The 25,390-nt window shown below is 66.9% G+C and carries 23 protein-coding genes; 9 read left to right on the top strand and 14 right to left on the bottom strand.

Translation table 11 applies throughout. The features are described 5' to 3' along the window. Positions 1 to 49 precede the first annotated feature (49 nt). From ADE01S_RS11025 to dapD, 9 genes are all read left to right on the top strand, one after another. Positions 50 to 1,681, top strand: a complete 1,632-nt coding sequence (locus ADE01S_RS11025) for an ABC transporter substrate-binding protein (RefSeq protein WP_062681733.1) — start codon at positions 50 to 52, stop codon at positions 1,679 to 1,681. A gap of 48 nt (positions 1,682 to 1,729) precedes the next feature. Then, on the top strand, positions 1,730 to 2,707 hold the full coding sequence (locus ADE01S_RS11020) for an ABC transporter permease (RefSeq protein ID WP_062681732.1): 978 nt from the start codon (positions 1,730 to 1,732) through the stop codon (positions 2,705 to 2,707). Positions 2,708 to 2,713: 6 nt separating this feature from the next. Then, a complete protein-coding gene (locus tag ADE01S_RS11015) occupies positions 2,714 to 3,634 on the top strand; it encodes an ABC transporter permease (protein ID WP_062681731.1) in 921 nt (306 codons plus the stop codon). Beyond that, positions 3,631 to 4,614, top strand: coding sequence for an ABC transporter ATP-binding protein (locus ADE01S_RS11010; protein WP_062681730.1), 984 nt, complete (start codon positions 3,631 to 3,633; stop codon positions 4,612 to 4,614). Before ADE01S_RS11015 ends, ADE01S_RS11010 begins: the two co-directional genes overlap by 4 nt. Beyond that, a complete protein-coding gene (locus tag ADE01S_RS11005) occupies positions 4,611 to 5,621 on the top strand; it encodes an ABC transporter ATP-binding protein (RefSeq protein ID WP_043543094.1) in 1,011 nt (336 codons plus the stop codon). The genes ADE01S_RS11010 and ADE01S_RS11005 overlap by 4 nt, the downstream gene beginning before the upstream one ends. Continuing rightward, positions 5,621 to 6,526 (top strand): prolyl oligopeptidase family serine peptidase, encoded by a 906-nt coding sequence (locus ADE01S_RS11000; RefSeq protein ID WP_062681729.1) that lies wholly within the window; start codon positions 5,621 to 5,623, stop codon positions 6,524 to 6,526. Before ADE01S_RS11005 ends, ADE01S_RS11000 begins: the two co-directional genes overlap by 1 nt. A gap of 39 nt (positions 6,527 to 6,565) precedes the next feature. After that, positions 6,566 to 7,696: a M20 family metallopeptidase gene (locus ADE01S_RS10995; protein ID WP_062681728.1), complete on the top strand. Its 1,131-nt coding sequence runs from the start codon at positions 6,566 to 6,568 to the stop codon at positions 7,694 to 7,696. A 77-nt stretch (positions 7,697 to 7,773) separates the two neighbouring features. Continuing rightward, the gene (locus ADE01S_RS10990) at positions 7,774 to 8,727 is read left to right on the top strand and encodes an autotransporter outer membrane beta-barrel domain-containing protein (protein ID WP_242663441.1); all 954 of its coding nucleotides are present in this window, start codon (positions 7,774 to 7,776) and stop codon (positions 8,725 to 8,727) included. Between the two features lie 79 nt (positions 8,728 to 8,806). Further along, a complete protein-coding gene (gene dapD / locus ADE01S_RS10985; protein ID WP_062681727.1) occupies positions 8,807 to 9,790 on the top strand; it encodes a 2,3,4,5-tetrahydropyridine-2,6-dicarboxylate N-succinyltransferase in 984 nt (327 codons plus the stop codon). A gap of 25 nt (positions 9,791 to 9,815) precedes the next feature. On the opposite strand, the gene ADE01S_RS10980 is transcribed toward dapD, so the two are convergent. The 14 genes from ADE01S_RS10980 to atpB all read right to left on the bottom strand — a co-directional run bounded on the left by ADE01S_RS10980 (position 9,816) and on the right by atpB (position 25,368). Beyond that, positions 9,816 to 10,436 (bottom strand): hypothetical protein, encoded by a 621-nt coding sequence (locus ADE01S_RS10980; RefSeq protein WP_062681726.1) that lies wholly within the window; start codon positions 10,434 to 10,436, stop codon positions 9,816 to 9,818. 135 nt (positions 10,437 to 10,571) lie between these two features. Then, the gene (locus ADE01S_RS10975) at positions 10,572 to 11,426 is read right to left on the bottom strand and encodes a class II glutamine amidotransferase (RefSeq protein ID WP_062681725.1); all 855 of its coding nucleotides are present in this window, start codon (positions 11,424 to 11,426) and stop codon (positions 10,572 to 10,574) included. 132 nt (positions 11,427 to 11,558) lie between these two features. Then, positions 11,559 to 13,622: a UvrD-helicase domain-containing protein gene (locus ADE01S_RS10970; protein ID WP_062681724.1), complete on the bottom strand. Its 2,064-nt coding sequence runs from the start codon at positions 13,620 to 13,622 to the stop codon at positions 11,559 to 11,561. Positions 13,623 to 13,828: 206 nt separating this feature from the next. Continuing rightward, a complete protein-coding gene (locus tag ADE01S_RS10965) occupies positions 13,829 to 15,916 on the bottom strand; it encodes a primosomal protein N' (protein WP_062681723.1) in 2,088 nt (695 codons plus the stop codon). A gap of 303 nt (positions 15,917 to 16,219) precedes the next feature. Beyond that, a complete protein-coding gene (gene hemE, locus ADE01S_RS10960) occupies positions 16,220 to 17,293 on the bottom strand; it encodes a uroporphyrinogen decarboxylase (RefSeq protein WP_062681722.1) in 1,074 nt (357 codons plus the stop codon). A 151-nt stretch (positions 17,294 to 17,444) separates the two neighbouring features. Continuing rightward, on the bottom strand, positions 17,445 to 18,332 hold the full coding sequence (locus tag ADE01S_RS10955) for a hypothetical protein (RefSeq protein ID WP_228468393.1): 888 nt from the start codon (positions 18,330 to 18,332) through the stop codon (positions 17,445 to 17,447). A 178-nt stretch (positions 18,333 to 18,510) separates the two neighbouring features. Continuing rightward, the gene (locus ADE01S_RS10950) at positions 18,511 to 18,936 is read right to left on the bottom strand and encodes a F0F1 ATP synthase subunit epsilon (RefSeq protein ID WP_062681720.1); all 426 of its coding nucleotides are present in this window, start codon (positions 18,934 to 18,936) and stop codon (positions 18,511 to 18,513) included. A 9-nt stretch (positions 18,937 to 18,945) separates the two neighbouring features. After that, positions 18,946 to 20,346 (bottom strand): F0F1 ATP synthase subunit beta, encoded by a 1,401-nt coding sequence (gene atpD, locus ADE01S_RS10945; RefSeq protein ID WP_013391133.1) that lies wholly within the window; start codon positions 20,344 to 20,346, stop codon positions 18,946 to 18,948. Between the two features lie 37 nt (positions 20,347 to 20,383). Beyond that, the gene (gene atpG / locus ADE01S_RS10940) at positions 20,384 to 21,289 is read right to left on the bottom strand and encodes a F0F1 ATP synthase subunit gamma (protein ID WP_062681719.1); all 906 of its coding nucleotides are present in this window, start codon (positions 21,287 to 21,289) and stop codon (positions 20,384 to 20,386) included. A 98-nt stretch (positions 21,290 to 21,387) separates the two neighbouring features. After that, positions 21,388 to 22,929 carry a F0F1 ATP synthase subunit alpha gene (gene atpA, locus ADE01S_RS10935; protein WP_054455187.1) on the bottom strand — a complete coding sequence of 514 codons (1,542 nt, stop codon included), beginning with the start codon at positions 22,927 to 22,929 and terminating at the stop codon, positions 21,388 to 21,390. A 28-nt stretch (positions 22,930 to 22,957) separates the two neighbouring features. Further along, positions 22,958 to 23,497, bottom strand: coding sequence for a F0F1 ATP synthase subunit delta (locus ADE01S_RS10930; protein ID WP_062681718.1), 540 nt, complete (start codon positions 23,495 to 23,497; stop codon positions 22,958 to 22,960). Positions 23,498 to 23,509: 12 nt separating this feature from the next. Beyond that, positions 23,510 to 23,980, bottom strand: a complete 471-nt coding sequence (locus ADE01S_RS10925) for a F0F1 ATP synthase subunit B (RefSeq protein ID WP_013391129.1) — start codon at positions 23,978 to 23,980, stop codon at positions 23,510 to 23,512. Positions 23,981 to 24,124: 144 nt separating this feature from the next. Continuing rightward, positions 24,125 to 24,367, bottom strand: a complete 243-nt coding sequence (atpE, locus tag ADE01S_RS10920; protein ID WP_003815363.1) for a F0F1 ATP synthase subunit C — start codon at positions 24,365 to 24,367, stop codon at positions 24,125 to 24,127. A gap of 119 nt (positions 24,368 to 24,486) precedes the next feature. Continuing rightward, complete coding sequence (gene atpB, locus ADE01S_RS10915; protein ID WP_062681717.1) at positions 24,487 to 25,368, bottom strand: F0F1 ATP synthase subunit A; 882 nt, start codon at positions 25,366 to 25,368, stop codon at positions 24,487 to 24,489. Between the last annotated feature and the right edge of the window lie 22 nt (positions 25,369 to 25,390).

Here is a 25,390-nt window from a genome sequence, read left to right as displayed (position 1 = left end):
CCGCCCGCCGGGCCGCCGCACAAGAACCGACAAAGCAAGGGAAACAACCATGTCCGCGAAGACCGTCTATCGCAGCCTCCTCGCCGCCTGTACGCTGGCCGCCTGTGCGTCCGCGGCCCAGGCGCAGGACGCCTCCGGCACCCTGAGGATCGGCCTGTCCTCCGAGCCGACCTCGATGGACCCCCACTACCACCAGGCCACGCCGAACGACGCGATGACCTCGCACCTGTTCGAGACCCTGGTGGGGCAGGACGCCGGGATGAACCTGATTCCCCGGCTGGCCACGGCCTGGAAGCCGGTGGACGACACCACCTGGGAATTCACGCTGCGCGAGGGCGTCAAGTTCTCCAACGGCCAGCCCTTCACGCCGCAGGACGTCATCTTCACGTTCTGCCGGGTGATGAACAACGAGCAGTCCATCGGCGGCTCGTATCCCGCCGTGGTCCAGAAGCTGGCCGACGTGCAGGTGCGCGACGGCAACACGCTGGTGATCAAGACCCGCCAGCCCTATCCGCTGCTGCCCAACGACCTGAGCCGCATGTCCATGTTGTGGAACGGCATCGTCGAGCACGGCCCGATCCGCTTCGACCTGAAGAACCAATGCGGCGTGACCGGCCCCTGGCCCACCGTCGCCGACTTCAACAATGGCCGTGACGTGATCGGCACCGGTCCGTACACGCTGAAGTCCTACGTGAAGGGCACGGGCATCGAAATGGCCCGCAACGACGCGTACTGGGGCGACAAACCGGCCTGGCCGAACGTCAGGATGGTTCCCGTGCCCGCGGCCGGCCCGCGCCTGACGGGCCTGCTGGCCGGCGATTTCGACCTGATCGAAAATCCCGCGGCGCGCGACGTGAAGCGTATCTCGGAGACGCCCGGCTTCGGCCACGTGATCACGCCCTCGGTCCGGGTGGTGTATTTCCAGTTCGACGTGGCGCGCAACCCCAGCCCCACGGTCAAGGCCGCCGACGGCAAGAACCCGCTGCAGGACGTGCGCGTGCGTCGCGCCATCTCCCTGGCGATCGACCGCAAGACCATCGCGGCCCGCATCATGGACGGCGCGGCCACGCCCGCCAATCAGTTCCTGCCCGACGGCATGTTCGGCACGCTGCCCAACCCGCCCGAGCTGAAGTACGACCCCGCCGCGGCCAAGAAGCTGCTGGCCGAGGCCGGCTACCCGGACGGTTTCGAACTGACCATCTCGTCCACCAACGACCGCTACATCAACGACGCCCAGATCTCGCAGGCAGTGGCGCAGTACCTGTCGCGCGTGGGCATCAAGACCACCGTGGACGCCATGGCGCGCTCCATCTACTTCCCCAAGCGCGCCAAGCGCGAATTCAGCTTCGCCATGGGCGGCTGGTCGTCCGAAACCGGGGAGGCCTCGTCTTTCCTACAATACTGGGTTACCGCGTTCGACAAGGAGCACGGCCTGGGCACCAGCAACTACGGCGGCTACGACAACCCCGAGTTCGACCGCGTGTTCAAGCGCGCCATCGTCACCGTGGATCCGGCCGAGCGGGCCAGGCTGCTGCAGGAGTCCCTGACCCTTGCGCTGGCCGACCTGCCGAGCATTCCCCTGCATTTCGAAAGCAGCATCTGGGCGTTTCGCAAAGGGCTGACGTACGAAGGCCGGGCAGACCAGTACACCCTGGCCATGTCGGCCAAGCCCGCCAAGTAAGCATCCGGCGCCCGCAACCTCTTCTGAGCCCACCAAGGAAATCATCACGTGGCCTTGTTCATCCTACGCAGACTGATCCAGAGTCTGTTCGTGCTGCTGGCCGTTTCGGTCGTGGTCTTCTTCGCGGTGTATGCCGTGGGCGACCCGATCGAACTGCTGGTCAGCCCCGAAGCCAGCCAGGCCGCCCGCGAGGCGATGATCGCCCGCCTGGGCCTGGACCTGCCGGTATGGCAGCAATACACAGGCTTCCTGTGGCGCGCGCTGCATGGCGACCTGGGCACGTCCTTCGTGCACGGCATCCCCGCCATCGAACTGATCGTGCAGCGCATCCCCGCCACGTTCGAACTGGTCATCGTGGCCATCCTGCTGACCTGTGTCTTCGGCATTCCCCTGGGCCTCGTCGCCGGCCTGTACCGCGACCAGCCCCTGGGCCGCGGCATCATGGCGTCCTCGGTGCTGGGCTTTTCGCTGCCGAACTTCTGGCAGGGCATGATGCTGATCCTGCTGTTCGCGGTCTGGCTGGGCTGGCTGCCCGCCACGGGCCGCGGCGACACGGTCACCGTGCTGGGCGTGCGCCTGTCGATCCTGACCGCCGACGGCTGGTCGCACCTGATCATGCCGGCCATCAACCTGGCGCTGGCCAACATCGCCCTGGTGCTGCGCCTGACGGCCTCCGGCGTGGTCGAGGCCCGCAGCCAGGACTATGTGAAGTTCGCGCGCGCCAAGGGCGTGAAGCCCGGGCGCATCGTGCGCCGCCACATCCTGCGCAACATCCTGATCCCGGTGGTCACCGTGATCGGCATGGAATTCGGCAGCCTCATCGCCTACTCCACCATCACCGAAACCGTGTTCGCATGGCCCGGCATGGGCAAGCTGCTCATCGACAGCGTCTACCAGCTCGACCGCCCCGTCGTGGTCGCCTACGTGATGTTGGTGACCCTGATCTTCGTGATCATCAACCTGATTGTGGACATCCTGTACGCCGCGCTCGACCCGCGCGTCCAGCTCGTGACCCCCGCTCAATAATCCGCCATGGCTCAATCTCCCAATCCCGGCCGCACCCGCACCGTCCAGCCCCTGGCCGAGACGCCCAAGCGCGCCGCCATCCTGAAGAAGCTGCACGCGCGCCCCACGGTGCGCGGCTCCGTCATCGCCCTGGCCATCCTGGTCATCCTGGTGGTGTTCGCCCCCTATTTCGCGCCGCAGAATCCGTACGACCTCGCCAACCTGTCGCTCATGGACGGCCGCCTCGCGCCGCGCCAAGCGCTGATGGACGGCAGCATCGCCTGGCTCGGCACCGACGACCAGGGCCGCGACATGCTCAGCGCCATCCTGTACGGCCTGCGCATCAGCCTGATGGTGGGCCTGTCCGCGGTGGTGCTGGCCACGGCCGTCGGCGGCGCCATCGGCCTGGTGGCCGCCTACGTGGGCGGCCTGGTCGACACCGTGCTGATGCGCATCGTGGACTTCATCCTGGGCTTCCCCACCATTCTGGTGGCGCTGGTGCTGCTGGTGGTGCTGGGGCGCGGGGTCGACAAGGTGATCCTCGCCCTGGTGCTGGTGCAGTGGGGCCACTACGCGCGCATCATGCGCAGCCGCGCCCTGCAGGAACGCCGCAAGGAATACGTGGAAGCCGCCGCCAACCTGGGCTTCCCGGCCTGGCGCATCATGCTGTTCCATCTGCTGCCCAACTGCCTGGGCCCGGTCATGGTGTTCGCCACCATCCAGATCGCCACCGCCATCGCCCTGGAAGCGACGCTGTCGTTCCTGGGCGTGGGCGTGCCCATCACCGAACCCTCGCTGGGCCTGTTGATCTCCAACGGCTTCCAGTACCTGCTGTCGGGCGACTACTGGATCAGCCTGTTCCCGGGCATTGCCCTGCTGGTGCTGATCCTTTCCATCAATATCGTAGGCGACCGCCTGCGCGAAAGCCTGGACCCGCGTCGAACATGAGCGAAATCCTCCTAGACGTGCGCGGCCTGCGCACCGCATTCCATACCGAGGCCGGCGCCTGGCTGGCGGTCGACGGCGTCGACCTGACCGTGCGCCGCGGCGAGATCGTTGGCCTGGTCGGCGAGTCCGGCTCCGGCAAGTCCGTCACCGGCTTCTCACTGCTCGGCCTGATCGACCCGCCCGGGGAAGTCGTGGACGGCGAAGTGAAGTTCAAGGGCACGGACCTGCGCAAGCTGAGCGAAGAGCAGATGCGCCAGCTGCGCGGCAACCGCATCGCCATGATCTTCCAGGATCCCCTGATGACGCTCAATCCGGTGCTGCGCATCGGCGAGCAGATGATGGAAGCCATCCTCACCCACGAAGACGTGCCGCGCGCCGAAGCCGAAGAGCGTTGCCGCGAGGCGCTGGCCATGGTCGGCATTCCTTCGCCGGAAAAGCGGCTGAAGAGCTATCCGCACGAGTTCTCGGGCGGCATGCGCCAGCGCGTGGCGATCGCGATCGCCATGCTGAACAAGCCCGACCTGATCATCTGCGACGAGCCGACGACCGCGCTGGACGTCACCATCCAGGGCCAGATCCTCTACCGCATGCAGGAGATCTGCCGCGAGCACAACACCGCGCTGATCTGGATCACCCACGACCTGGGCGTGGTGGCCGAACTGGCCGACCGCGTGGCCGTGATGTACGCCGGCCGCATCGTCGAAAGCGGCCCGGTCGAACAGGTGCTGGACGCGCCGCGCCACCCCTACACCAAGGGCCTGCTGGATTCGATGCCCGGCGCCACCCAGCCCGGCGCCCGCCTGCACCAGATCAACGGCATGGCGCCCAGCCTGGCCGGCCGTCCCTCGGGCTGTCCGTTCCGCCCGCGCTGCACCAGCGCGGTCACGCGTTGCACCGAACAAGCCCCCACCGTCACCACCGAAGGTCCGCGCAGCTATCGCTGCTACGTGCCGATTACCCGCGAGGCCCAGCCGGTATGAGCCAAGCCGATACCCCCGTCATCGAGCTCAAGAACGTCCACAAGCGCTTCGAGCAGCGGCCCGACCTGGCCCAGCGCATCCTGGCCCTGACGGGCCGTCCCATCGACCGCCGCACCGTGTACGCGGTCAACGGCGTGGACCTGTCCATCAAGCGCGGCGAAGTCGTGGGCCTGGTGGGCGAGTCCGGCTGCGGCAAGTCCACGCTGGGCCGCGTCGTCGCCGGCCTGCACGGCCAGACCGAAGGCCAGCTGCTGTACCAGGGCCAGGAAGCCCGTCGCCTGCGCGGCGCCGACAAGCTGGCCTATACCCTGGGCGTGCAGATGATCTTCCAGGATCCGCAGGCCTCGCTGAACCCGCGCCAGCGCCTGCGCCAGATCCTGGGCGAATCGCTCAAGGTCCACAAGCTGGCGCCTGCCGCCCAGATCCCCGCGCGCATCGACCAGGCGCTGAAGGAAGTGGGCCTGGACCCGGAATACCGCGACCGCTTCCCGCACCAGATCTCGGGCGGCCAGCGCCAGCGCATCGGCATCGCCCGGGCGCTGATGGTGGCGCCGAAGTTCCTGGTCTGCGACGAGCCCGTGGCCGCGCTGGACGTTTCCATCCAGGCGCAGGTGATCAACCTGTTCATGGACCTGCGCGAACAGCACGGCTTCACCTACCTGTTCATCAGCCACGACCTGGGCGTGGTCAAGCACATCTCGGACCGCGTGGCGATCATGTACCTGGGCAAGATCGTGGAGATCTCCACGTCGGCCGAGATCTTCGCCCGCGCCAACCATCCCTACACCCAGGCCCTGATGGCCGAGGTGCCGGACGTGGGCCGCCGCGGCCGCAAGTTCACGCCGATCAAGGGGGAAATCCCGTCGCCGCTGAACCCGCCGCCGGGCTGTACCTTCAACCCGCGCTGCCCGCACGCCATGCCCCGCTGCCGCGAACAGGCGCCGGAACTGAAAGAAATCTCGGCGGGCCACTGGTCGGCCTGCCACCTGAACGAGGCGAACGCCTGATGAAACCCTCCGAAATGTCCAACGTCGACCGCATCGCCATCGAGCTGGGCCATGCCGGCCGCAACGCCATCCAGTATGTGGACGAGGATCGCAATTCCGACCGTCCCTTCAAGCTGCAAACCTACCGCCCCTACGGCTACACGCCGGACCGCCCCGTGGTCATCGTGCAGCACGGCGTGCTGCGCAACGGCGACGAATACCGCGACTTCTGGGTGCCGGCCGCCGACAAGCACAAGCTGCTGATCGTGGCGCTGACCTTCTCCAACGAGATCTGGCCCGGCGTGGAAAGCTACAACAACGGCCGCGTGTTCTCGGCCGGCGGCAACCCGCGCCACGTCGACGGCTGGACCTACGCGCTGGTGGGCAACGTCATCAAGGACCTGATCGCCGCCGAGGTCACCGACGGCGAAAACGTCTACCTGTTCGGCCATTCCGCGGGCGGCCAGTTCGTGCACCGCCTGATGAGCAGCCAGTCGCACGCGCCCTTCAAGGCCGTGGCCGCCGGCAACCCCGGCTGGTACACGCTGCCCACGTTCGACCATCCCTTCCCCGAAGGCATGGACGGAGTCGGCCTGACCGAAGCGCACCTGGAAAAACTGCTGGCCTACCCCATGACCATCCTGGCGGGCGACCAGGACATCGCCACGGACGATCCCAACCTGCCGTCCGAGCCGGCCGCCATGCGCCAGGGCCCGCACCGTTATGCGCGCGCGCAGAACTATTTCGAATTCGGCCGCAAGGAAGCCGAGCGCCGCGGCGTGCCGTTCGGCTGGAAGCTGCAGGTCGTTCCCGGCATCGGCCACGACGGACGCGCCATGTCCGCCGTGTGCGCCAGTCTCTGGTTCGACGGGAAGATGCCTGACGATGCCGAACTGGCCCGCCTGGCCGGCCAGCAGGTCGCCTGATCGATCTCTTTCTTCAATCCGCAGATTTCCGCTACCGCCATGTCCACTACTCCCAGCACTGAACAGATCGTCGCCGGCATACAAAGCTGGCTGCAATGCGAATCGCCCTCGAACTTCCCCGAAGGCATCGCCGCCATGGCGCGCATCATCGCCGACTACGCCGCGGCCGCCGGCCTGACGGTTGAGCTGTCGTCGCTGGGCCCGACCACGGGCCCGCTGCTGTATGCGACCAACCGCGCGCCCGGCGACACCCGCCCCGGCATCCTGATCCTGGCGCACATGGACACGGTCCATCCCGTCGGCACGCTGCTGGAGAACCCGGTGCGCATCGAGGGCGACCGCCTCTACGGCCCCGGCGGCTACGACATGAAGGCCGGCATCTACCTGGCGCTGTCCGCCCTGGCCGGCGTGGCCCGCCCCGGCGCGACCAAGCTGCCGGTGGACCTGCTGGTGGTGCCCGACGAGGAAACCGGCAGCCATGCCTCGCGCGCGCACATCGAACGCTTCGCGGCCAACGCCAAGTACGCCCTGGTCTGCGAGCCGGCGCGTCCCAATGGCGGCAAGTGCGTCACGGCGCGCAAGGGCACCGGCATGCTGAACCTGAACGTCAAGGGCCGCCCGGCGCACGCCGGCATGCAGCACGAGAAAGGCCGCAGCGCGATCCGCGAAATGGCGCACCAGGTGCTGGCGCTGGAGGCCATGACCGACTACGAGCGCGGCATCACCGTCAGCGTCGGCACCATCGCCGGCGGCACCGTGACCAACACCGTACCGGCGCTGTGCCGCTGCGTGGTGGACTTCCGCGTCCCCGACATGGGCGCCGCCGAAGACGTGTTGCGCCGCATGCGCGAACTGTGCGCGGTGGGCCCGGACGTCGAGCTCGACATCGACGTGGAACTGAACCGCCCGCCGATGGTGAAGACCGAAGCGGCCGCGCAGTTGCTGGGGCTGGTCCAGGGTTATGCGGAACGCGCGGGCTTCCTGCTGGAAGACGCCCCGATGACCGGCGGCGGCAGCGATGCCAACTTCACCTCCGCCATGGGCATTCCCACGCTGGACGGCCTGGGCGCCGACGGCGACGGCGCGCATACCTTGAACGAGTACGTGCTGATCTCGACCCTGGAGCAGCGCCAGAAGTTCTGGGAACTGCTACTGAAAGAACTCGCCTAAGCGCCCCCCCCCAGGTGCTCCCTTCCGAACGGCGCCGCGGCATGCCGCGGCGCGCAGGTCCTGTCCGTCGGCTACCCGTGGCGCCGACGGCCGCCGCGCTTGCGCTGATGGTCGCGGGCGCCGCGTCCGCCTGCGCCGGCGAAGCGCCCGCCGCACCCGTTCCGGCGGCAACCGCCGCGCCCGGCCCGCAGGGCTGGATCGTCGCCATCGACAACTGGCAGCTGCTGGAAGGCAGCGGCGCCTTCGCGCGCATCAAGCAGCGCACCACCGGCGCCTACGCCGGCGGCGAAGCCGAGGCCGGCGCCGGCTGGCGCCTGGGCGGCGCGCTCGGCGCCACCCGCAGCCGCGTGCGGCTCGATGCGCTCGACGCCAAGGCGACCGTCGACAGCTACAGCGCCACGCTCTACGGGAAGCGGTCTTTCGTCGTCGGTCCTGGCAAGATGAAGCTGCTGGCGGCGGCATCCTACGTCTGGCACGACATGGATACGACGCGGCATTTCGCGCTCCCGGGTATCGCCTCCCAGACCTTGACGGCCGACGTCAGCGCCAACACGGTGCTGGCCTTCACCGAGCTCGGCTATGAAGTGGCGCTGCCCGAAGGCGCCAGTGTCGAACCGTTCGCCGGCCTGGCCTTCCGCGACGTGCGCACGCGCGGCTTCTCGGAATCCGGCGGCTGGGCCGCGATCGATGCGGAAGCCGGGCGGGTCGTCCAGACCACGACGACGCTCGGCCTGCGCGGACAGGCCGGCCTGTCGCTGGGCCCCGTCGTGGGCCGGCTGCATGCCCTGCTGGGCTGGCGCCGCGCGTTCGGCGACGTCGCGCCCGAGACGACCCTGGCGCTGGATGGCGGCAGCGTGCTGACGGTGGCCGGCGCGCCGATCGCCCGGAGCGCGGCGCTGGCGGGGCTGGGCGCCGAACTGGCCTTGTCGCGCTCGGCGGCGGTAGGGCTGGCCTATGGGGGCCAGTACGGCGGCGGCATGCGCGAGCACACCGCCTCGCTGAGCCTGCGCTGGGCCTTCGGCAGCCTCTGACGGCGGCGGCGCGGCCCCTCGGGAGCGCCCCGTTTTCGCCTAGAATTACCCCCCAGTCCGTGCTTTCGCTTCCGTCATCATGTCCGATTCCCCCACGCCCCTCAGCGCCATCGCCTATGGCCTCGCCACGCTGGCCGCCGACGGCAGCATCCTGGACACCTGGTATCCCCGTCCTTCGCTGGCCGACAATTCCCCCGCCACCGGCACCCGCCACCTGACGCCCGAGGAAGCCCGCGCCGCGCTCGGAGAGCACGTGCCGACCGCCCTGGTCCGGGATACCCGCCGCAAGGTGGACATCGTGGCCGTGCGCACCGCCATCGCCTCGCTGGACGAGCCGCCGGTCGACGCGCACGACGCCTATCTGCGCCTGCACCTGCTCAGCCACCGGCTGATCCGTCCGCACGACGCCAACCTGGACGGCCTGTTCAACGTGCTGGCCAATGTGGCGTGGACCTCGGCCGGCCCCTGCGCGGTCGACCAGGTCGACGCGCTGCGCTGGCAATTGCGCGCGTCCGGGCAGGTGCTGGAGATCCGCGGCGTGGACAAGATTCCCCGCATGACCGATTACGTCATGCCCGCCGGCGTGCGCATCGCCGATACGGCGCGCGTGCGGCTCGGCGCGCACCTGTCGCCCGGCACCACGGTGCTGCATGAAGGCTTCTGCAACTTCAACGCGGGCACGCTGGGCGCCTCCATGGTGGAAGGACGCATCAGCGCGGGGGTCATCGTCGACGACGGCAGCGACATCGGCGGCGGCGCCTCCATCATGGGCACCATGTCCGGCGGCGGCAAGCAGGTCGTGTCCATCGGCAAGCGCTGCCTGCTCGGCGCCAACTCGGGCATCGGGATTTCGCTGGGCGACGATTGCGTGGTGGAGGCCGGCTGCTACATCACGGCGGGAACGCGCGTGCTGACGCCGGAAGGCGCGGTGGTCAAGGCCACCTCGCTGGCGGGCCAGCACGGCCTGCTGTTTCGCCGCAACTCGCAGACCGGCGCCGTGGAGTGTCTGGTGCGCACCGCCGCCTGGGGCACCTTGAATCCCGATCTGCATACGGGGCACTGACCCCGCGGCGCGGGAACCACGCTGCTCAGGCGTATTCCGCCGTCCGTCCCAGCTGGTCGTAGACCAGGTTCACGAACAGGTCCGAGCTGAGCAAGCGCGCGGCCGGGCACGAAAAGACGGTCTTGCCGTCCTCGTCCTGCAGGCTGATCGTCTCGGTCCACTGGTTCAGGTCGATGCGCTTGAGCGATTCGTACGGCCATACGGCGCCGCCCATGTGCAGGCCGTCGGCCGACAGGGCCAGTTCCTGCGTCTCCAGGTCCGGGAAGTCGCCGCTGCGGATAAAGCGGAACGCGACGCGCTCGCCGCTCGCGATCGCCTCTTCCAGCACGGGCAGGCGCTGCGCGACGTAGCGCGAGCGGAACGCGTCCATCAACTTGCTGAATTCGCCGACCTCGGCAGGCACCCGGGTCCAGCCGCGCGCCGCATGGGTGCGGTAGGCAAAACTATCGATCAGGCCGCAGGCCGCATCGGGCCCGGAGGCGAGCAGGCAAAGATCCTGGATGTCCGCAAATGCGGTGTAAGTGCGCGCGTCGCCTTGTCGGCAGACAACGCCATGTTCATGCAACTCAAAGCAATCCGGGGTGCTCCCCGTGTGGTTAAACACCGCCAGCGCGATAGAGGCCTGCGGGGTTTTGCTATCGGTCATGCAACTTCCTTATTGGAATTAGGGTGCTTTCGCGGCCCAGGACGTCGCAAAGTCATGCGATCCGTATTCTCCCCTATATGAGAGATACGTGCTTGATGACCCTATTTTCCCGCGTCTTCCCCTTGCAGGGCGGACTCAGGCCCCCGGCGGCACCGGCGCGAACGGATAGTGCGCGATCTGCCCTTGCCCGGCGATGATGGCGGTGGCTTCGGGCACTTCTTCCCAGGCCCCGGGCATCTCGCTCAAGGGCTCCGACAGCAGCAGGAAAGCATCGTCGTCCAGCGCCGCGATCTGCGGATTGTCAGGATACAGCTGGCGCAGATGGCGCACGCAGGTGTTGTGGAACAGCGTGCGCGAATCGGTCTCGCTGGAATAGCGCACGGCGATCAGGCGCTTGCCGTCCAGCGCGCAGACCGTCATGTTGATAGGCTGCGCCACGCCATGCCGCCTGCCCGTCTCTTCCACCGCGCCCACCATGCGGGCCAGCGCCGCCAGCGGGTCTTCCTCCAGGCCGAAGCTCAACGCCAGCAGGAACATCACCTCGGAATCCGTCGATCCCTCCAGCGAGCCGAAATACGCGGGCGCGATCATCAGCATCAGGTCGCGCCTGAGCAGCGGATAGTCGCGGATGACGCCGTTGTGCACGAACAGCCACTGCCCATGACGGAATGGATGGCAGTTGGTTTCCTGCGCGGGCGTGTCCGTGGCGGCGCGGATATGCGCCACGAACAGCGGCGCATGGATCGCGCGCGCCGCCTCGCGCAGGTTGCGGTCGTTCCAGGCGGGATGCACGCTGCGGTAGCGAAATGGCGGCTCCAGCGGCTGGCCCTCATGCTGGCGACCGTACCAGCCCAGGCCAAAGCCATCGCCGTTGGTGGTGGTGGCGCCCAGGCGCGCGTGCAGGCTCTGGTCGATCAGGGAGTGCTTGGCCTTGAACAGCACGCTCTCCATCTGGATGGGACTACCGCTATAGGCTAGCCAACGGCACATGACGCGCTCCTTCTTTCCGGCGTGGATCCCGCGCGCAAACCGCGGGACGCGCAGCCCAGTGTAGGAGCAGCCCGCGATGTTCCACAAGCGTCCCGGGGCCGGCTCCGGGCGGCCGCGCCGCCATGCTGGCCCTTATTTCTTCAGCAACGCCTTCAGCATGGCCATGCGCTCCTTCGGATTCATGGCGGCCGTGGCCTCGTCCTCCTGGATGCGGACGTCGCCCAGGCCCATTTCCTCGATGAAGCGCGAGGGCTCGCGCACCAGGTCCTCGCGCGCGCGACGGCGGCGCTTGCACCAGCTCAGGTTCAGGCTGCGCTGCGCGCGCGTGATGCCCACGTACATCAGCCGGCGCTCTTCCTGGATGCGCGTGGCCAGGTTCTCGGCCGCGCGCGCCGGATCGCCGACTTCGTCGTCCTTGCCCAGGTGCGGCAGCAGGCCTTCCTCGACGCCCGCCAGGTACACGTGCGGGTACTCCAGCCCCTTGGAGGCGTGCAGCGTGGACATCTTCACCGCGTCGGGCTCTTCTTCCTCGCCCCGCTCCAGCATGGTGACCAGCGCCACGTGCTGCACCAGCTCGAAGAGCGTCATGTCGTCTTCCTCGGCCTTGCGCTTGAGCCAGCCGGTCAGTTCCAGCACGTTCTGCCAGCGCGTCTGCGCGGGCCGTTCCTCGAACAGCTCGTACAGGTGGCGCTCGTACTGGATGGCCTCCAGCAGGTCGTCCAGCAGCACGCCGGCGGGCTCGGCGGGCGCCGCGTCCTTGCCGGAGGCCGCGCCGCGCCCCGCGCGCCACTGCATGCGGCGGATGAACTCGGCGAAAGTGCGCAGCGGCTCCAGCTGGCGCGGCGCCAACAGGCTTTCGAGGCCGGTCTCGGCCACCGCCGCCAGCAGCGAGAGCTCGCGAGTGGCGGCGTACTGGCCCAGGACCTGCAGCGTGGCCTGCCCGATGCCGCGCTTGGGCGTGGTGGCCGCGCGGATGAACGCGGGATCGTCTTCGTCGTTGGCGAGCAGGCGCAGATAGGACAGCACGTCGCGCACTTCGGCCTTGTCGAAAAAGCTCTGGCCGCCCGAGATCGTGTAGGGAATCTTGAGGTTGCGCAGCGCCTGTTCCAGGATGCGCGACTGGTGATTGCTGCGGTACAGGATGGCGAAATCCTTCCACTGCGCCTGTCGCTCGAAGCGCGAGGCCGACACCTTCATCGCGATGGACTCCGCCTCGTGCTCCTCGCCGTCCATCGCCGACACCAGGATGGGTTCGCCCACGCCCAGGTCGGACCACAGCTTCTTGTCGAACAGCTTGGGGTTCTTCTCGATCACCTGGTTGGCGGCCGCGAGGATGCGCTGGACCGAGCGGTAGTTCTGCTCCAGCTTGATCAGCTTGATGTTGGGGTAGTCGGTCGTCAGCTTCGCCAGGTTCTCGATGGTTGCGCCGCGCCAGGCGTAGATGGCCTGGTCGTCGTCGCCCACCGCGGTGAACATGGCGCGCGATCCCGTCAGCAGCTGCACCAGCCGGTATTGGCACACGTTGGTGTCCTGGTATTCGTCCACCAGCAGGTAGCGCACGCGGTTCTGCCAGCGGGTGCGCACCTCTTCGTTGTTGGCCAGCAGCAGCGCGGGAATGCGGATCAGGTCGTCGAAGTCCACCGCCTGGTAGGCCGCCAGCGTGGCCGCGTAGCTGCGGTACACGTTGGCCGCTTCCACGTCGCCCGGCGTGATCGCCTCGCGCGCGGCGTCGTCCGGCTCCAGCAGCGCGTTCTTCCACAGCGAGATGATGCCCTGCACGTGGCGCAGCCGCGCCTTGTCCGTGGTGCCCAGCAGTTCCTGGATGATGGCCATGGCGTCGTCGGCGTCCAGGATGGAGAACGTGGGCTTCAGCCCGGCATTGCGCGCCTCTTCGCGCAGCATCTTCACGCCCAGCGAATGGAAGGTGCTGATGATCAGGCCCTTGGACAGCTTGCGGTCCACCAGGGTCTTCACGCGCTCGTCCATTTCGCGCGCGGCCTTGTTGGTGAAGGTCAGCGCTACCACGTTGCGGCCCATGTAGCCGCATTCGCGCAGCAGGTACGCGATCTTCTGCGTGATCACCCGCGTCTTGCCGCTGCCGGCGCCGGCCAGCACCAGACAGGGGCCGTCCAGGTACAGCACCGCCTCCCTTTGCGCGGGATTCATGCCTTGGCCTATGGGTTCGCTTGCGGACATTTGGGTCGGGTCGTCATGCATCGCGGCGGCCGCACAAGACGGGCGCGGCCGACAAGCGCGAGGCCTTTCGGCCGCCCGTCAGCGGGCCGGTAACGCGAGTGAAAATGGGGACGGGCGCAGCCGCCGCAACGGGCCTGCCGCGCCAGCGCGATAGAGGAGAAAGATCATAGAACAATCGGGCCGAAGGCGCATCGGCGCCGCCGTCGTCAGATCTCCAGCGGATCGACCTCCAGCTGCCAGCGCACCCGGGCCTCGTTGGCCAGGTAGGGCAGATGGTGCGACCACGAGGCCAGGAAGGCCTGCAGGGCCGGCCGGCTGCTGCTTTCGGCCAGCAGCTGGGCACGCTCGATGTTGGCCACGCGCACCACCCGCAAGGGCACGGGGTCGTACAGCATGATGGCGTCCAGGCCCGGGAAATCGGCCGCCCATTCGCCTTCGGGCAGGACCCGCGCGCGCTCCAGGAACTCCTGGGCCACCTTGAGTTCGCGCGCCTCGGCGGTCAGCAGCGCCTGGTAGACGAAAGGCGGCAAACCGGTGCTTTCGCGCTCGTGCAGCGCATGGCGGGCGAAACCCGCGTAGTCGTGCCGCAGCAGCGCCTGGTAGACCGGCTGCTCGGGATAGCCGGTCTGGATCAGCACCTCGCCGTTGCCCTGGTGGCGGCCGGCGCGGCCGGCCACCTGCATCAATTGCGCGAACAGGCGCTCAGGCGCCCGGAAATCGTGCGCGAACAGCATCGAGTCCGCGTTCAGCACCCCGACCAGGCCCAGCCGCGCGAAGTCGTGGCCTTTGGCCACCATCTGCGTGCCCACCAGGATGTCCACCTCGCCGGCATGCACGGACGCGAACAACGCCTCGGCGCTGCCCTTCTTGCGCGTGCTGTCGGCATCGATGCGCAGGATGCGGGCCTCGGGGAACAGCTCCGCCAGGTGCTCTTCCACGCGCTGCGTGCCGCGCCCCATGGGCGCCAGGTCCTGGTCGCCGCATTCGGGGCAGGCGCGCGGCACCGGCGCCTGATAGCCGCAATGGTGGCATTGCAGGCGGTGCCCGCGGCCTTCGGTGCGATGCAGGACAGTGAACGCCGTGCAGCGCGGGCAATTGCTCACCCACGCGCAGGACTGGCAATGCAGCACCGGCGAATAACCGCGCCGGTTCAGGAAGATCAGCGACTGCTCCTTGCGCTCCAGACGCTGGCCGATGGCGTCCAGCAGTTGCGGCGACATGCCGTGCTTCATCTGCAGCCGGCGCGTGTCCACCAAGCGCATCGAGGGCAGGCTGCTGGCGCGCGCGCGCGCCGGCAGGGTCAGCCGCAGGTAGCGGCCGCGCTCGGCATGCTGCCAGGTCTCCAGGGACGGCGTGGCGGAACCGAGCACCACCGGGATGCCCTGGTCGTGCGCGCGCCACACGGCGAGGTCGCGCGCGGAGTAGCGCAAGCCGTCCTGCTGTTTGTAGGACGCGTCGTGCTCTTCGTCCACCACGATCAGGCCCAGCTCGCTCATCGGCGCGAACACCGACATGCGCGTGCCCAGCAGCATGCGCGCCTGGCCGCGCTGGGCGCGGGTCCAGGCCTGCAGGCGTTCGCCGTCGGACAGACCGCTATGCATGACGGCCAGCCCGTCCGGCCCGACCAGCGCCTCCAGGCGAGCGCGAAGCGCGCCTTCCAGCTGCGGGGTCAGGTTGATTTCCGGCACCATGAGCAGCACCTGGCGGCCGGCGGCCAGCACGCTTTCGGCCGTCCGCAGGTACACCTCCGTCTTGCCGCTGCCCGTCACGCCGTGCAGCAGCACCGGCTTGAAGCCGTCCAGCGCGCCGATGGTGTCCACGGCGGCGCGCTGCGCGTCGTTGAGCGCCGGCGGCTCGTCGGCGGCGGCCGGCGCGCGCGCGGCCTTGCGCTTGCGTCCGTCCAGCCGCGCCACCGGTCCGCCCGCCGAGCGCTTGCCCTGGTAGGCCGTGGGCTTGCGCAGGGGGGGCGGCAGCGTGGGCAGCATCACCTCCCCCAGCGGGCGCTGGTAATACTCCGCCGCGAAGCGGGCCAAGCGCAGCCAGCCTTCGTCGAAGGGCGGCAGGTCGTCCAGCACCTCTTCGATCGGCCGTATCTGCTTGGGGTCGTATGACGGCTCGGCCGGATTTTCCACCACGACGCCGATCAGCTTGCGGCGCCCGAAAGGCACGATGACCCGCAGGCCGACCGCCACGGGCGCCTCGCTCCGGTAGTCGAAGGGGCCGGGCAAAGGCACGTCCAGCGCCACCCGCACCCAGCAGACCGGTGGAGTCAGGGTTGCCTGCGCGTCAGACATGGGGGATTGGACGGTGCATAAGGAAGGATGAGGGAAAGGATGAGGCCGGCCGAGGCTTCCGGCCCCGTCCCCGCCTGTGGATAACTTTGGGGAAAAGGCTGAAGCAACATCGGAAATTGGAATAAGGCAAGATTTCGCGAACATGTGAAATCTTGTTCAAAATTCAATTTTTCCGTTTAAAAACAGCTATTTATGCAATCTTTCAAGATTGTAAACTAGCTTCTAAAGGGTTTTCCCCGAGAGCAATCTTGCTGTGCACAAGTGCGCGCTGCTTCGGCCCTGAGGGCCGAAGCGTTCACTTACTTACCCTCGCAGCGAACGGCTGTGTTGGTGGACTTCATCAACCAATTCGGCTACGGCTTCCGGCGGAGTGAAGCGCGAAATGCCATGGCCCAGGTTGAAGACATGGCCGCCCTTGCCCACCGGGCCGAAGGCGTCCAGCACGCGGCGCGCCTCCGCGCGGATGGCGGACGCGCCGCCGAACAGGGCCATCGGATCGAGGTTGCCCTGGAAGGCCACCGCGTCCCCGGTGCGGCGCCGGGCCGCGGCCAAGTCCACCGTCCAGTCCAGTCCCACGGCGTCGCAGCCGCAAGCGGCGATTTCCTCCAGCCACTGGCCGCCGCCCTTGGTGAAGACGATGACCGGCACGCGCCGGCCTTCGTTCTCGCGCTTCAGGCCGGCCACGACCTTCCGGGTGTAGGCCAGCGAGAATTGCTGGAACAGACCGTCGGCCAGCACGCCGCCCCAGCTGTCGAACAGCATCACGGCCTGGGCGCCCGCGTCGATCTGCGCGTTCAGGTATTGCAGCGTCGCTTCGGCGTTGATCTCCAGGATGCGATGCAGCAGGTCGGGACGCCCATACAGCATGGTCTTGATGAGGCGGTAGTCATCGCTGCCCTGCCCCTCGACCATGTAGCAGGCGATGGTCCAGGGGCTGCCGGCGAAGCCGATCAGCGGCACCTTGCCGTCCAGCTCGCGCCGGATCACGCCCACGGCGTCGAAGACATAGCGCAGCTTGTCCATGTCGGGCACCGCCAGGCGCGCCACGTCTTCTTCCGTGCGCACCGGGCGGGCGAAGCGCGGCCCCTCGCCTTCGGCGAAGTCCAGGCCCAGGCCCATGGCATGGGGCACGGTCAGGATGTCGGAGAACAGGATGGCCGCGTCCAGGTCGAAGCGCTCCAGCGGCTGGAGCGTGACTTCCGCGGCGTAGTCCGGATTCTGAGCGAGGCCCATGAACGAGCCTGCGCGGGCCCGCGTCGCGCGGTACTCAGGCAGGTAGCGTCCCGCCTGGCGCATCAGCCAGATGGGGGTGTAGGGCACAGGCTCGCGCAGGAGCGAGCGCAAGAACACATCGTTCTTCAAGACGGAAGCAGACACGACTATCCTCGATGATCGGAAGCCGTGATTTTACTTCCCTTGGCGGGCCAGGCGCTGGAACCGCCCGCGGCCGGCTTGCCGGGGCGCAAACCGGGAGATCGCGGCGGCGTGCCTGGGGCCCCGGGCGCCGCGCCAGGATGCGCCCAGCCCTTCAGCCGTCTCGTTCCTGGGCCGCCTGCCGGTAGGGCGCCGCCTCGATGCCGTGCTTGCGCATCAGCGCCCAGAATGCCCGCCGGTGCTTGCAGCAGGCCCGCGCCGCCTGCGCCACGTTGCCGGCGTGGCGCGACAGCGCGAGGCGGATGTAGTCGCGCTCGAAACCCTCCACCACCCTCGCCTTCGCCATCCGGAAGGATTCCTGCAGGCCGCGCTGATGCTGGTGGCGCAGGCCGGACAGGGCCTGCTCGACCACGTCCGCCGGCACGCGGGGACGGGACCCGCCGTGCTGGGCATGGCCGGCGACGGCGGGCCGACCCGCGGCGGGGGAGTTCGCGCTTGGAAAGTTCGGCCCAGCAGGGGCCGGCCCCGGATAGCCCGACCCCGAATAATTCGGCGCGGGTTCCCGCAGCGCCGCCAGCCGGGCATCGCGCCACGCGGCGGGCCGCGCCAGCCGGCCCAGGCGCACGCGCAGGCTCTCCAGGCACGCGGGCTGCATCATGAAATCCCAGGCGCCCAGGCCCAGCAGGTCTTCGATGGCGGGCGCCTTCACGTCGTGGACCAGCAGCAGCACGGGCGTGCTCAGCACCGCGCCGGCCTGCTGCAGCGCCATGCGGGTCCAGGAGAGCGATGCCGGCGCCACCGGCAGGATGCAGGCGTCGTAGCGTTTGAGCGCCACCGCCAGCCTCGCAAGCGCCCGCACGTCCGCCCCTTCCGGGGCCTCGGGCGCCGCGATGCCGGGCGCGGCCGCGAGGCGCGGCGGATCGAGCGGCACCAGGTGCAGCCGCAGGCGCGTGACGCGCACGGGATGCCGGTCGACCCAGCCGCTCATCGCGGCCTCGTGACCCGGCGCCAGCAGAACTCCGCAATCCAGGACGTCTCGCACGCCTTCTCCCCCGCTTGATTGACCCAAGCCGAAGGCTACCGGCGCGGCGCATGCGCCGCTATTCGTACTGAACGCATTGCGGCCCGCGCGGCGAGGGGCGCCTCGCGCCGAAAAAAAAAGCGGCCCCGGAGGGCCGCCTTTTCGTATCCGGGGCTCAGGCCCCGGACGAGCGTAGCGCTTAGTGCGAACGTCCGCCTTGGCGCAGCTTGCGCGCCGCGATGGCCTGTGCGGCCAGCATGGCGAGCTCGGCTTCGACGACGGCGATGTCCGCCTTGTCCTTGGCGTTCGCCAGGGCCTCTTCGGCCTTCTTGCGAGCTTCCAGGGCGCGGGCTTCGTCCAGGTCGGCGGCACGGATGGCCGTATCGGCCAGAACCGTCACGCTGCCCGGCTGCACTTCCAGAATGCCCCCGGCGACGAAGACGTTTTCCTCGCCCTGGTCGGCACGAACGATCTTGACCGTCCCGGGGCGTATGCGCGAAATCAGCGGGGTGTGGCCGGGCAGAATGCCCAGTTCACCCGCCTCGCCAGGCAGCACCACGAACTTCGCCTCACCGGAGAAGATCGCTTCCTCTGCGCTGACGACATCCACATGCAGGGTAGCCATATCGGTTCCTTATTGCAGTTTCTTGGCCTTCTCGAAGGCCTCGTCGATCGAGCCGACCATGTAGAAGGCCTGTTCCGGCAGCGCATCGCACTCGCCGTTCACGATCATCTTGAAACCACGGATGGTTTCGGCCAGCGGAACGTACTTGCCGGGCGAGCCGGTAAACACTTCGGCAACGTGGAACGGCTGCGACAGGAAGCGCTGGATCTTACGAGCGCGGGCCACGGCCTGCTTGTCTTCCGGCGACAGTTCGTCCATGCCCAGAATCGCGATGATGTCGCGCAGTTCCTTGTAGCGCTGCAGCGTTTGCTGCACGCCACGGGCCACGGCGTAGTGCTCTTCGCCGACGACCTGCGGGTCGAGCTGGCGGCTGGACGAGTCCAGCGGATCCACGGCCGGGTAGATACCCAGGGCGGCGATGTCACGCGACAGCACGACGGTGGAGTCCAAGTGCTGGAAGGTCGTGGCAGGCGACGGGTCGGTCAAGTCGTCCGCAGGGACGTACACGGCCTGGATCGAGGTGATCGAGCCGGTCTTGGTCGAGGTGATGCGCTCTTGCAGCTTGCCCATTTCTTCGGCCAGCGTGGGCTGGTAGCCCACTGCCGACGGCATACGGCCCAGCAGCGCGGACACTTCCGTACCGGCCAGGGTGTAGCGGTAGATGTTGTCCACGAAGAACAGGATGTCGCGGCCTTCGTCGCGGAACTTCTCGGCCATGGTCAGGCCGGTCAGCGCCACGCGCAGACGGTTGCCCGGGGGTTCGTTCATCTGACCGAACACCATCGCAACCTTGTCCAGAACGTTCGACTCTTCCATTTCGTGGTAGAAGTCGTTGCCTTCGCGGGTACGCTCGCCCACGCCGGCGAACACCGACAAGCCGCTGTGCTGCTTGGCGATGTTGTTGATCAGTTCCATCATGTTGACGGTCTTGCCCACGCCGGCGCCGCCGAACAGGCCGACCTTGCCGCCCTTGGCGAACGGGCAGACCAGGTCAATAACCTTGATGCCGGTTTCCAGCAGTTCCACCGACGGCGACAGTTCGTCGAAACGGGGAGCCGGCTGGTGAATGCCACGCTTTTCTTCGTGCTGGATCGGGCCGGCTTCGTCGATGGGACGACCCAGCACGTCCATGATGCGGCCCAGCGTGCCGGTGCCGACCGGCACCGAGATCGGCGCGCCCGTACCGGTGACCTTCATACCGCGGCGCAGGCCGTCGCTGGAGCCCAGCGCGATGGTACGCACCACGCCGTCGCCCAGCTGTTGCTGCACTTCCAGCGTCAGACCCTTTTCGGCGAACGAGGAACCCTCGTCGGCCAGAGTAAGCGCTTCGTAGATCTTGGGCATGTGATCGCGGGGGAACTGAATATCCACCACGGCGCCGATGCACTGAACGATGGTTCCGTTGCTCATGTCGATTCCTTGATATTTTGACGGGATACTGCCCGGTTTACACCGCGGCAGCGCCCCCTACGATTTCCGAAATTTCCTTGGTGATCGCGGCCTGACGGGTCTTGTTGTAGACCAGCTGCAGATCGCCGATGACCTTCTTGGCGTTGTCCGACGCCGCCTTCATGGCGACCATCCGGGCCGACTGCTCCGAAGCCATGTTCTCAGCCACGGCTTGGTACAGCAGGCCTTCAACGTAACGCTGCAGCAGGTCGTCGATCACGCTACGGGCGTCGGGTTCGTAGATGTAATCCCAGCTGTATTCCGACTTCACTTCCGAGGTCTTGGCCAGGCTCTCGGCGCCCGTCTGGTACGGATCATCCAAACCACTGGCCAGGGGCAGCAGACGCAGGAACAGCGGCTCCTGCTTCATCGTGTTGACGAAGCGGGTCGAAGCCACGTACAGCGCGTCGATGCGGCCGTCCAGGTAGGCGTCCAGCTGCACCTTGATCGCGCCCAGGAGGCGGTCGAGTTGCGGCTTGTCGCCCAGTTGCACTTCCTGGGAGACCAGTTTGGCGCCGATGCGGGTCAGCACGCCCACGCCCTTGTTACCGAAAGCGGTCGCTTGCACGGCGACGCCGTTCTTCTCGAACTCTTTCAGTTTGCCCAGCGTCACACGGGTGATGTTGGTGTTCAAGCCGCCGCACAAACCCTTGTCGGTCGTCACCATGACCACGCCGACCGCCTTGATTTCGCGTTCGACCAGGTACGGGTGGCTGTACTCGGGGTTGGCCTGCATCAGGTGCGCAGCCATCTCGCGCACCTTGGTGGCGTACGGACGACCTGCACGCATCCGTTCCTGCGCCTTGCGCATCTTGGATGCGGCGACCATTTCCATCGCCTTGGTGATCTTGCGCGTGTTTTGCACGCTCTTGATCTTGGTTCGGATTTCCTTAATTCCGGGCATTGCGCTTTCCTGTGAAGACTGGCCGATGGGTTCCGCTCGCGCCTCAACCATCCGGGAAGGATGGGTGAGGCGTCGCGGACGCCTAACCCATCACTTTCTTAAAAAGCACCGTGCTTCTTGAATTCCTGGATGGCGGCGGCCAATTCGGCTTCGTCATCCTTGGACAGTTCCTTGGTGTCTTCGATGCGCTGGATCAGGGCCGCATGCTTGGCCTTCAGTTGATCCTTCAGCGACTTCTCGAACGACAGCACTTGGGCCACGTCCACTTCATCCAGGTAGCCGTTGTTGACCGTGTACAGCGTGACGGCCAGTTCCCACACTTGCAGCGGCTGGTATTGCGGCTGCTTGAGCAGTTCGACCACGCGCTTGCCGCGTTCCAGCTGGCGACGGGTGGCGTCGTCCAGGTCGGAAGCGAACTGCGCGAAGGCGGCCAGTTCACGGTACTGCGCCAAGTCGGTACGGATACCGCCGGACAGCTTCTTGACGACCTTGGTCTGGGCAGCGCCACCCACGCGCGACACCGAGATACCGGCGTTGATGGCGGGACGGACACCGGCGTTGAACAGGTCGGTTTCCAGGAAGATCTGGCCGTCGGTGATCGAGATCACGTTGGTCGGAACGAAGGCCGACACGTCGCCTGCCTGGGTTTCGATGATCGGCAGCGCGGTCAGCGAGCCGGTCTTGCCCTTGACGGCGCCGTTGGTGAACTTCTCGACGTACTCTTCGTTGACGCGAGCGGCACGCTCCAGCAGGCGCGAGTGCAGGTAGAACACGTCGCCCGGGTAGGCTTCGCGGCCCGGCGGACGGCGCAGCAGCAGCGAGACCTGGCGGTAGGCCCAGGCTTGCTTGGTCAGGTCGTCATAGACGATCAGGGCGTCTTCGCCGCGATCGCGGAAGTATTCGCCCATCGTGCAACCGGCGTAGGCGGCCAGGTACTGCATGGCGGCCGAGTCGGAGGCCGAAGCGGCCACGACGATGGTGTATTCCATGGCGCCGTGCTCTTCGAGCTTGCGGACCACGTTGTTGATCGTGGAAGCCTTCTGGCCGATGGCGACGTACACGCAGGTGACGCCCTTGCCCTTCTGGCTGATGATCGTGTCGACAGCGACGGCGGTCTTGCCGGTCTGGCGGTCGCCAATGATCAGTTCGCGCTGGCCGCGGCCGATGGGAACCATCGAGTCGATAGCCTTGATGCCGGTTTGCAGCGGCTGCGACACCGAGCGGCGGGCGATAACGCCGGGAGCCACTTTCTCGATGATGTCGGTGGCCTTGGCATTGACCGGGCCCTTGCCGTCGATCGGCTCGCCCAGCGTGTTGACCACGCGGCCTTTCAGTTCGGGACCGACCGGCACTTCGAGAATGCGGCCGGTCGTCTTGACCTGGTCGCCTTCGGAAACGCCGGTGTAGTCGCCGAGAATAACGGCGCCGACGGAATCACGCTCAAGGTTGAGCGCCAGACCGAAAACGTTGTTGGGGAATTCGAGCATTTCGCCCTGCATCACGTCGGACAAACCGTGGATGCGGGTAATACCGTCGGTCACGGACACGACGGTGCCCTGAGTACGGACATCAGCCGAAGCGCCCAGGCCCTCGATGCGGCTCTTGAGCAGTTCGCTGATCTCGGAGGGATTGAGTTGCATATTGACTCCTGGAATCCTGTTAGTTGCCTTAAGCGGCGAGCTGATCGCGCATGCGGGCCAACTGGGCTTGTACGGAAGTATCGAGCACCTGGTCACCGACCGCCACGCGCACGCCGCCAATCAACGACGGATCGACGGTGACGCTGGGCTTGAGCTTGAGGCCAAATTTTTGTTCGAGCGCGGCGACCAGTTCTTTGACCTGGGCATCGCTCATCTCGAACGCGCTGGTGATTTCCGCCTGCGCCGTGCCGTCGTGACGATTCCGCAGCGTCGCGAATTGCGTGGCGATGTCCGGCATCAGCAGCAGCCGGTCGTTTTCGACCAGCAACTCGATGAAATTGCGGGCGGCTTGAGGCAGTTCCGCCTTGATCAGGCCGGTAAACAGCTCGACGCGCTGCTTGTCGCCCAGACGCGGATCGGCCATGGCCTCGCGCACGTCGGGGTTGGAGGCGACCTGCGACATTTCGCCGACCAGGTCGGACCAGGCCGGCAAGCCGGCCTTGTCGTCGCGCGCCGCGCTGAAGAGCGCCTCAGCGTAGGGCCGGGCAACAGTGGAAAGTTCAGCCATGGCGGTCCCGGATTAAAGCTGCGCGCGGAGCTGGTTCAGCAGCTCGGCGTGTGCGCGGGCGTCAACCTCGCGCTTGAGGATCTGTTCAGCACCCTTCACGGCCAGCGCGGCCACGTCGTCGCGCAGCAGGTCGCGGGCGCGCTGGACTTCCTGCGCGGCGTCCTGGGCAGCCTGCGCCACAATGCGGGCGCGTTCGGCTTCCGCTTCGCGGCGGGCCTGCTCGATCAGGGAGGCGGCTTGCTTTTCGGCCTCGATGATGCGGGCGTGGTTTTCGGACTTGGCAGAAGCCTCGATCAGACTGACGCGCGCCTGGGCCTGGGCCAGATCGGCCTTGCCCTTCTCGGCGGCGGCAAGGCCGTCGGCGATTTTTTGGCGGCGCTCGTCCATCGCCTTCGTCAGAGGAGGCCACACGAATTTCATCGTGAACCAGCCCAGAACGAAGAACACGAGCATCTGGAAAATGATCGTCGCGTTCAGATTCACGGTCGTTCCTTTAACACCTTTCGGCTCCGGCCGCACCCGGGAAGGGACGTTACGGAGCACTCGATACTTTGCTGGGCGGCGATGGGCGGTAAGCCTGCACCGCCGCCAGCGTCATGACCCGCCTTTTCGCCGGCGGGCGGTGCCTTAGCCGACGAACGGGTTGGCGAAGGCGAACAGCATGGCGATACCCACGCCGATCAGGAATGCCGCGTCGATCAGGCCAGCCAGCAGGAACATCTTCGTTTGCAGAGCGTTCATCAGCTCAGGCTGACGAGCCGAGGCTTCCAGATACTTGCCGCCCATCAGTGCGATGCCGATGCAAGCGCCGATAGCGCCCAGACCGATGATAAGACCGCAAGCGAGGGCAACGAAAGCGACGTTGGTCATGACAACTCCTTGGTTAGAAATCTGAAGTCAAAAATTGAAAAATAAGGGGTACAGCTCAATGCAAGATAATCTTGCTATCCCGCGCTGGCCGGGTGGCCAGCGCGGGAAATTCGGGGGGATCAGTGGCCTTCGTGAGCCTGGCCGAGATACACCAGCGTCAGCATCATGAAGATGAAGGCCTGCAGCAGGACGATCAGGATGTGGAAGATCGCCCAGATGGAGCCGGCCAGGATGTGGCCGATGCCCAAGCCGATGCTGGCGCCGTTGAAGCCGGTCCAGGCGCCGCCCAGGAGGGCGATCAGCATGAAAATCAGTTCGCCGGCGAACATGTTGCCGAACAACCGCATGCCCAGCGAGACGGACTTGGCGGCGTATTCGATCAGGTTCAGCAGCAGGTTGAACGGGGCCAGGACCAGGGCGCCGATGCCGTGCGCGTGGAACGGGGCGGTGAACAGTTCCTTGACGAAGCCGCCCGGGTGCTTGATCTTGATGCCGTAGTAGAACATCAGCAGCAGCACGCCCAGCGACATGCCCATCGGCACGTTCAGGTCGGCGGTCGGCAGAATGCGGTGGTAGTAGAGCGGATCACCGTGCTCGGCACCCAGGCCGGTCAGGCGCCAGATGGACGGCAGCAGGTCGACCGGCAGCAAGTCCAGCGCGTTCATCAGGATGATCCAGAGGAACACGGTCAGGGCCAGCGGAGCGATGAACAGGCGGCTCTTGGCATTGTGGACGATGCCCTTGGCCTGGTCGTCGACCATGTCGACGATCATTTCCACGAAAGCCTGGAAACGCCCCGGCACGCCGCTGGTGGCGCGGCGCGCGGCGCGCCACAGGAAGAAGATGACGATCAGACCCATCAGGCCGGACCAGAACAACGAGTCGTAATTGATGATGTCGAACTGAGCAATAGCGCTCTGTTTCTCGCCCGTATTGTTCAGATGCACCAGGTGATGCTGAATATACGCAGACTGAGGCGACACGTCGCTGGCAGCAGCCATTTGAATCCTACCTATTTGCTGT

It is taken from the genome of Achromobacter denitrificans NBRC 15125, from assembly GCF_001571365.1.
GTDB lineage: Bacteria > Pseudomonadota > Gammaproteobacteria > Burkholderiales > Burkholderiaceae_B > Achromobacter > Achromobacter denitrificans.
The sequence above is the reverse complement of the archived record's forward strand: the minus strand, read 5'-3'. Positions and strand labels throughout refer to the sequence as shown.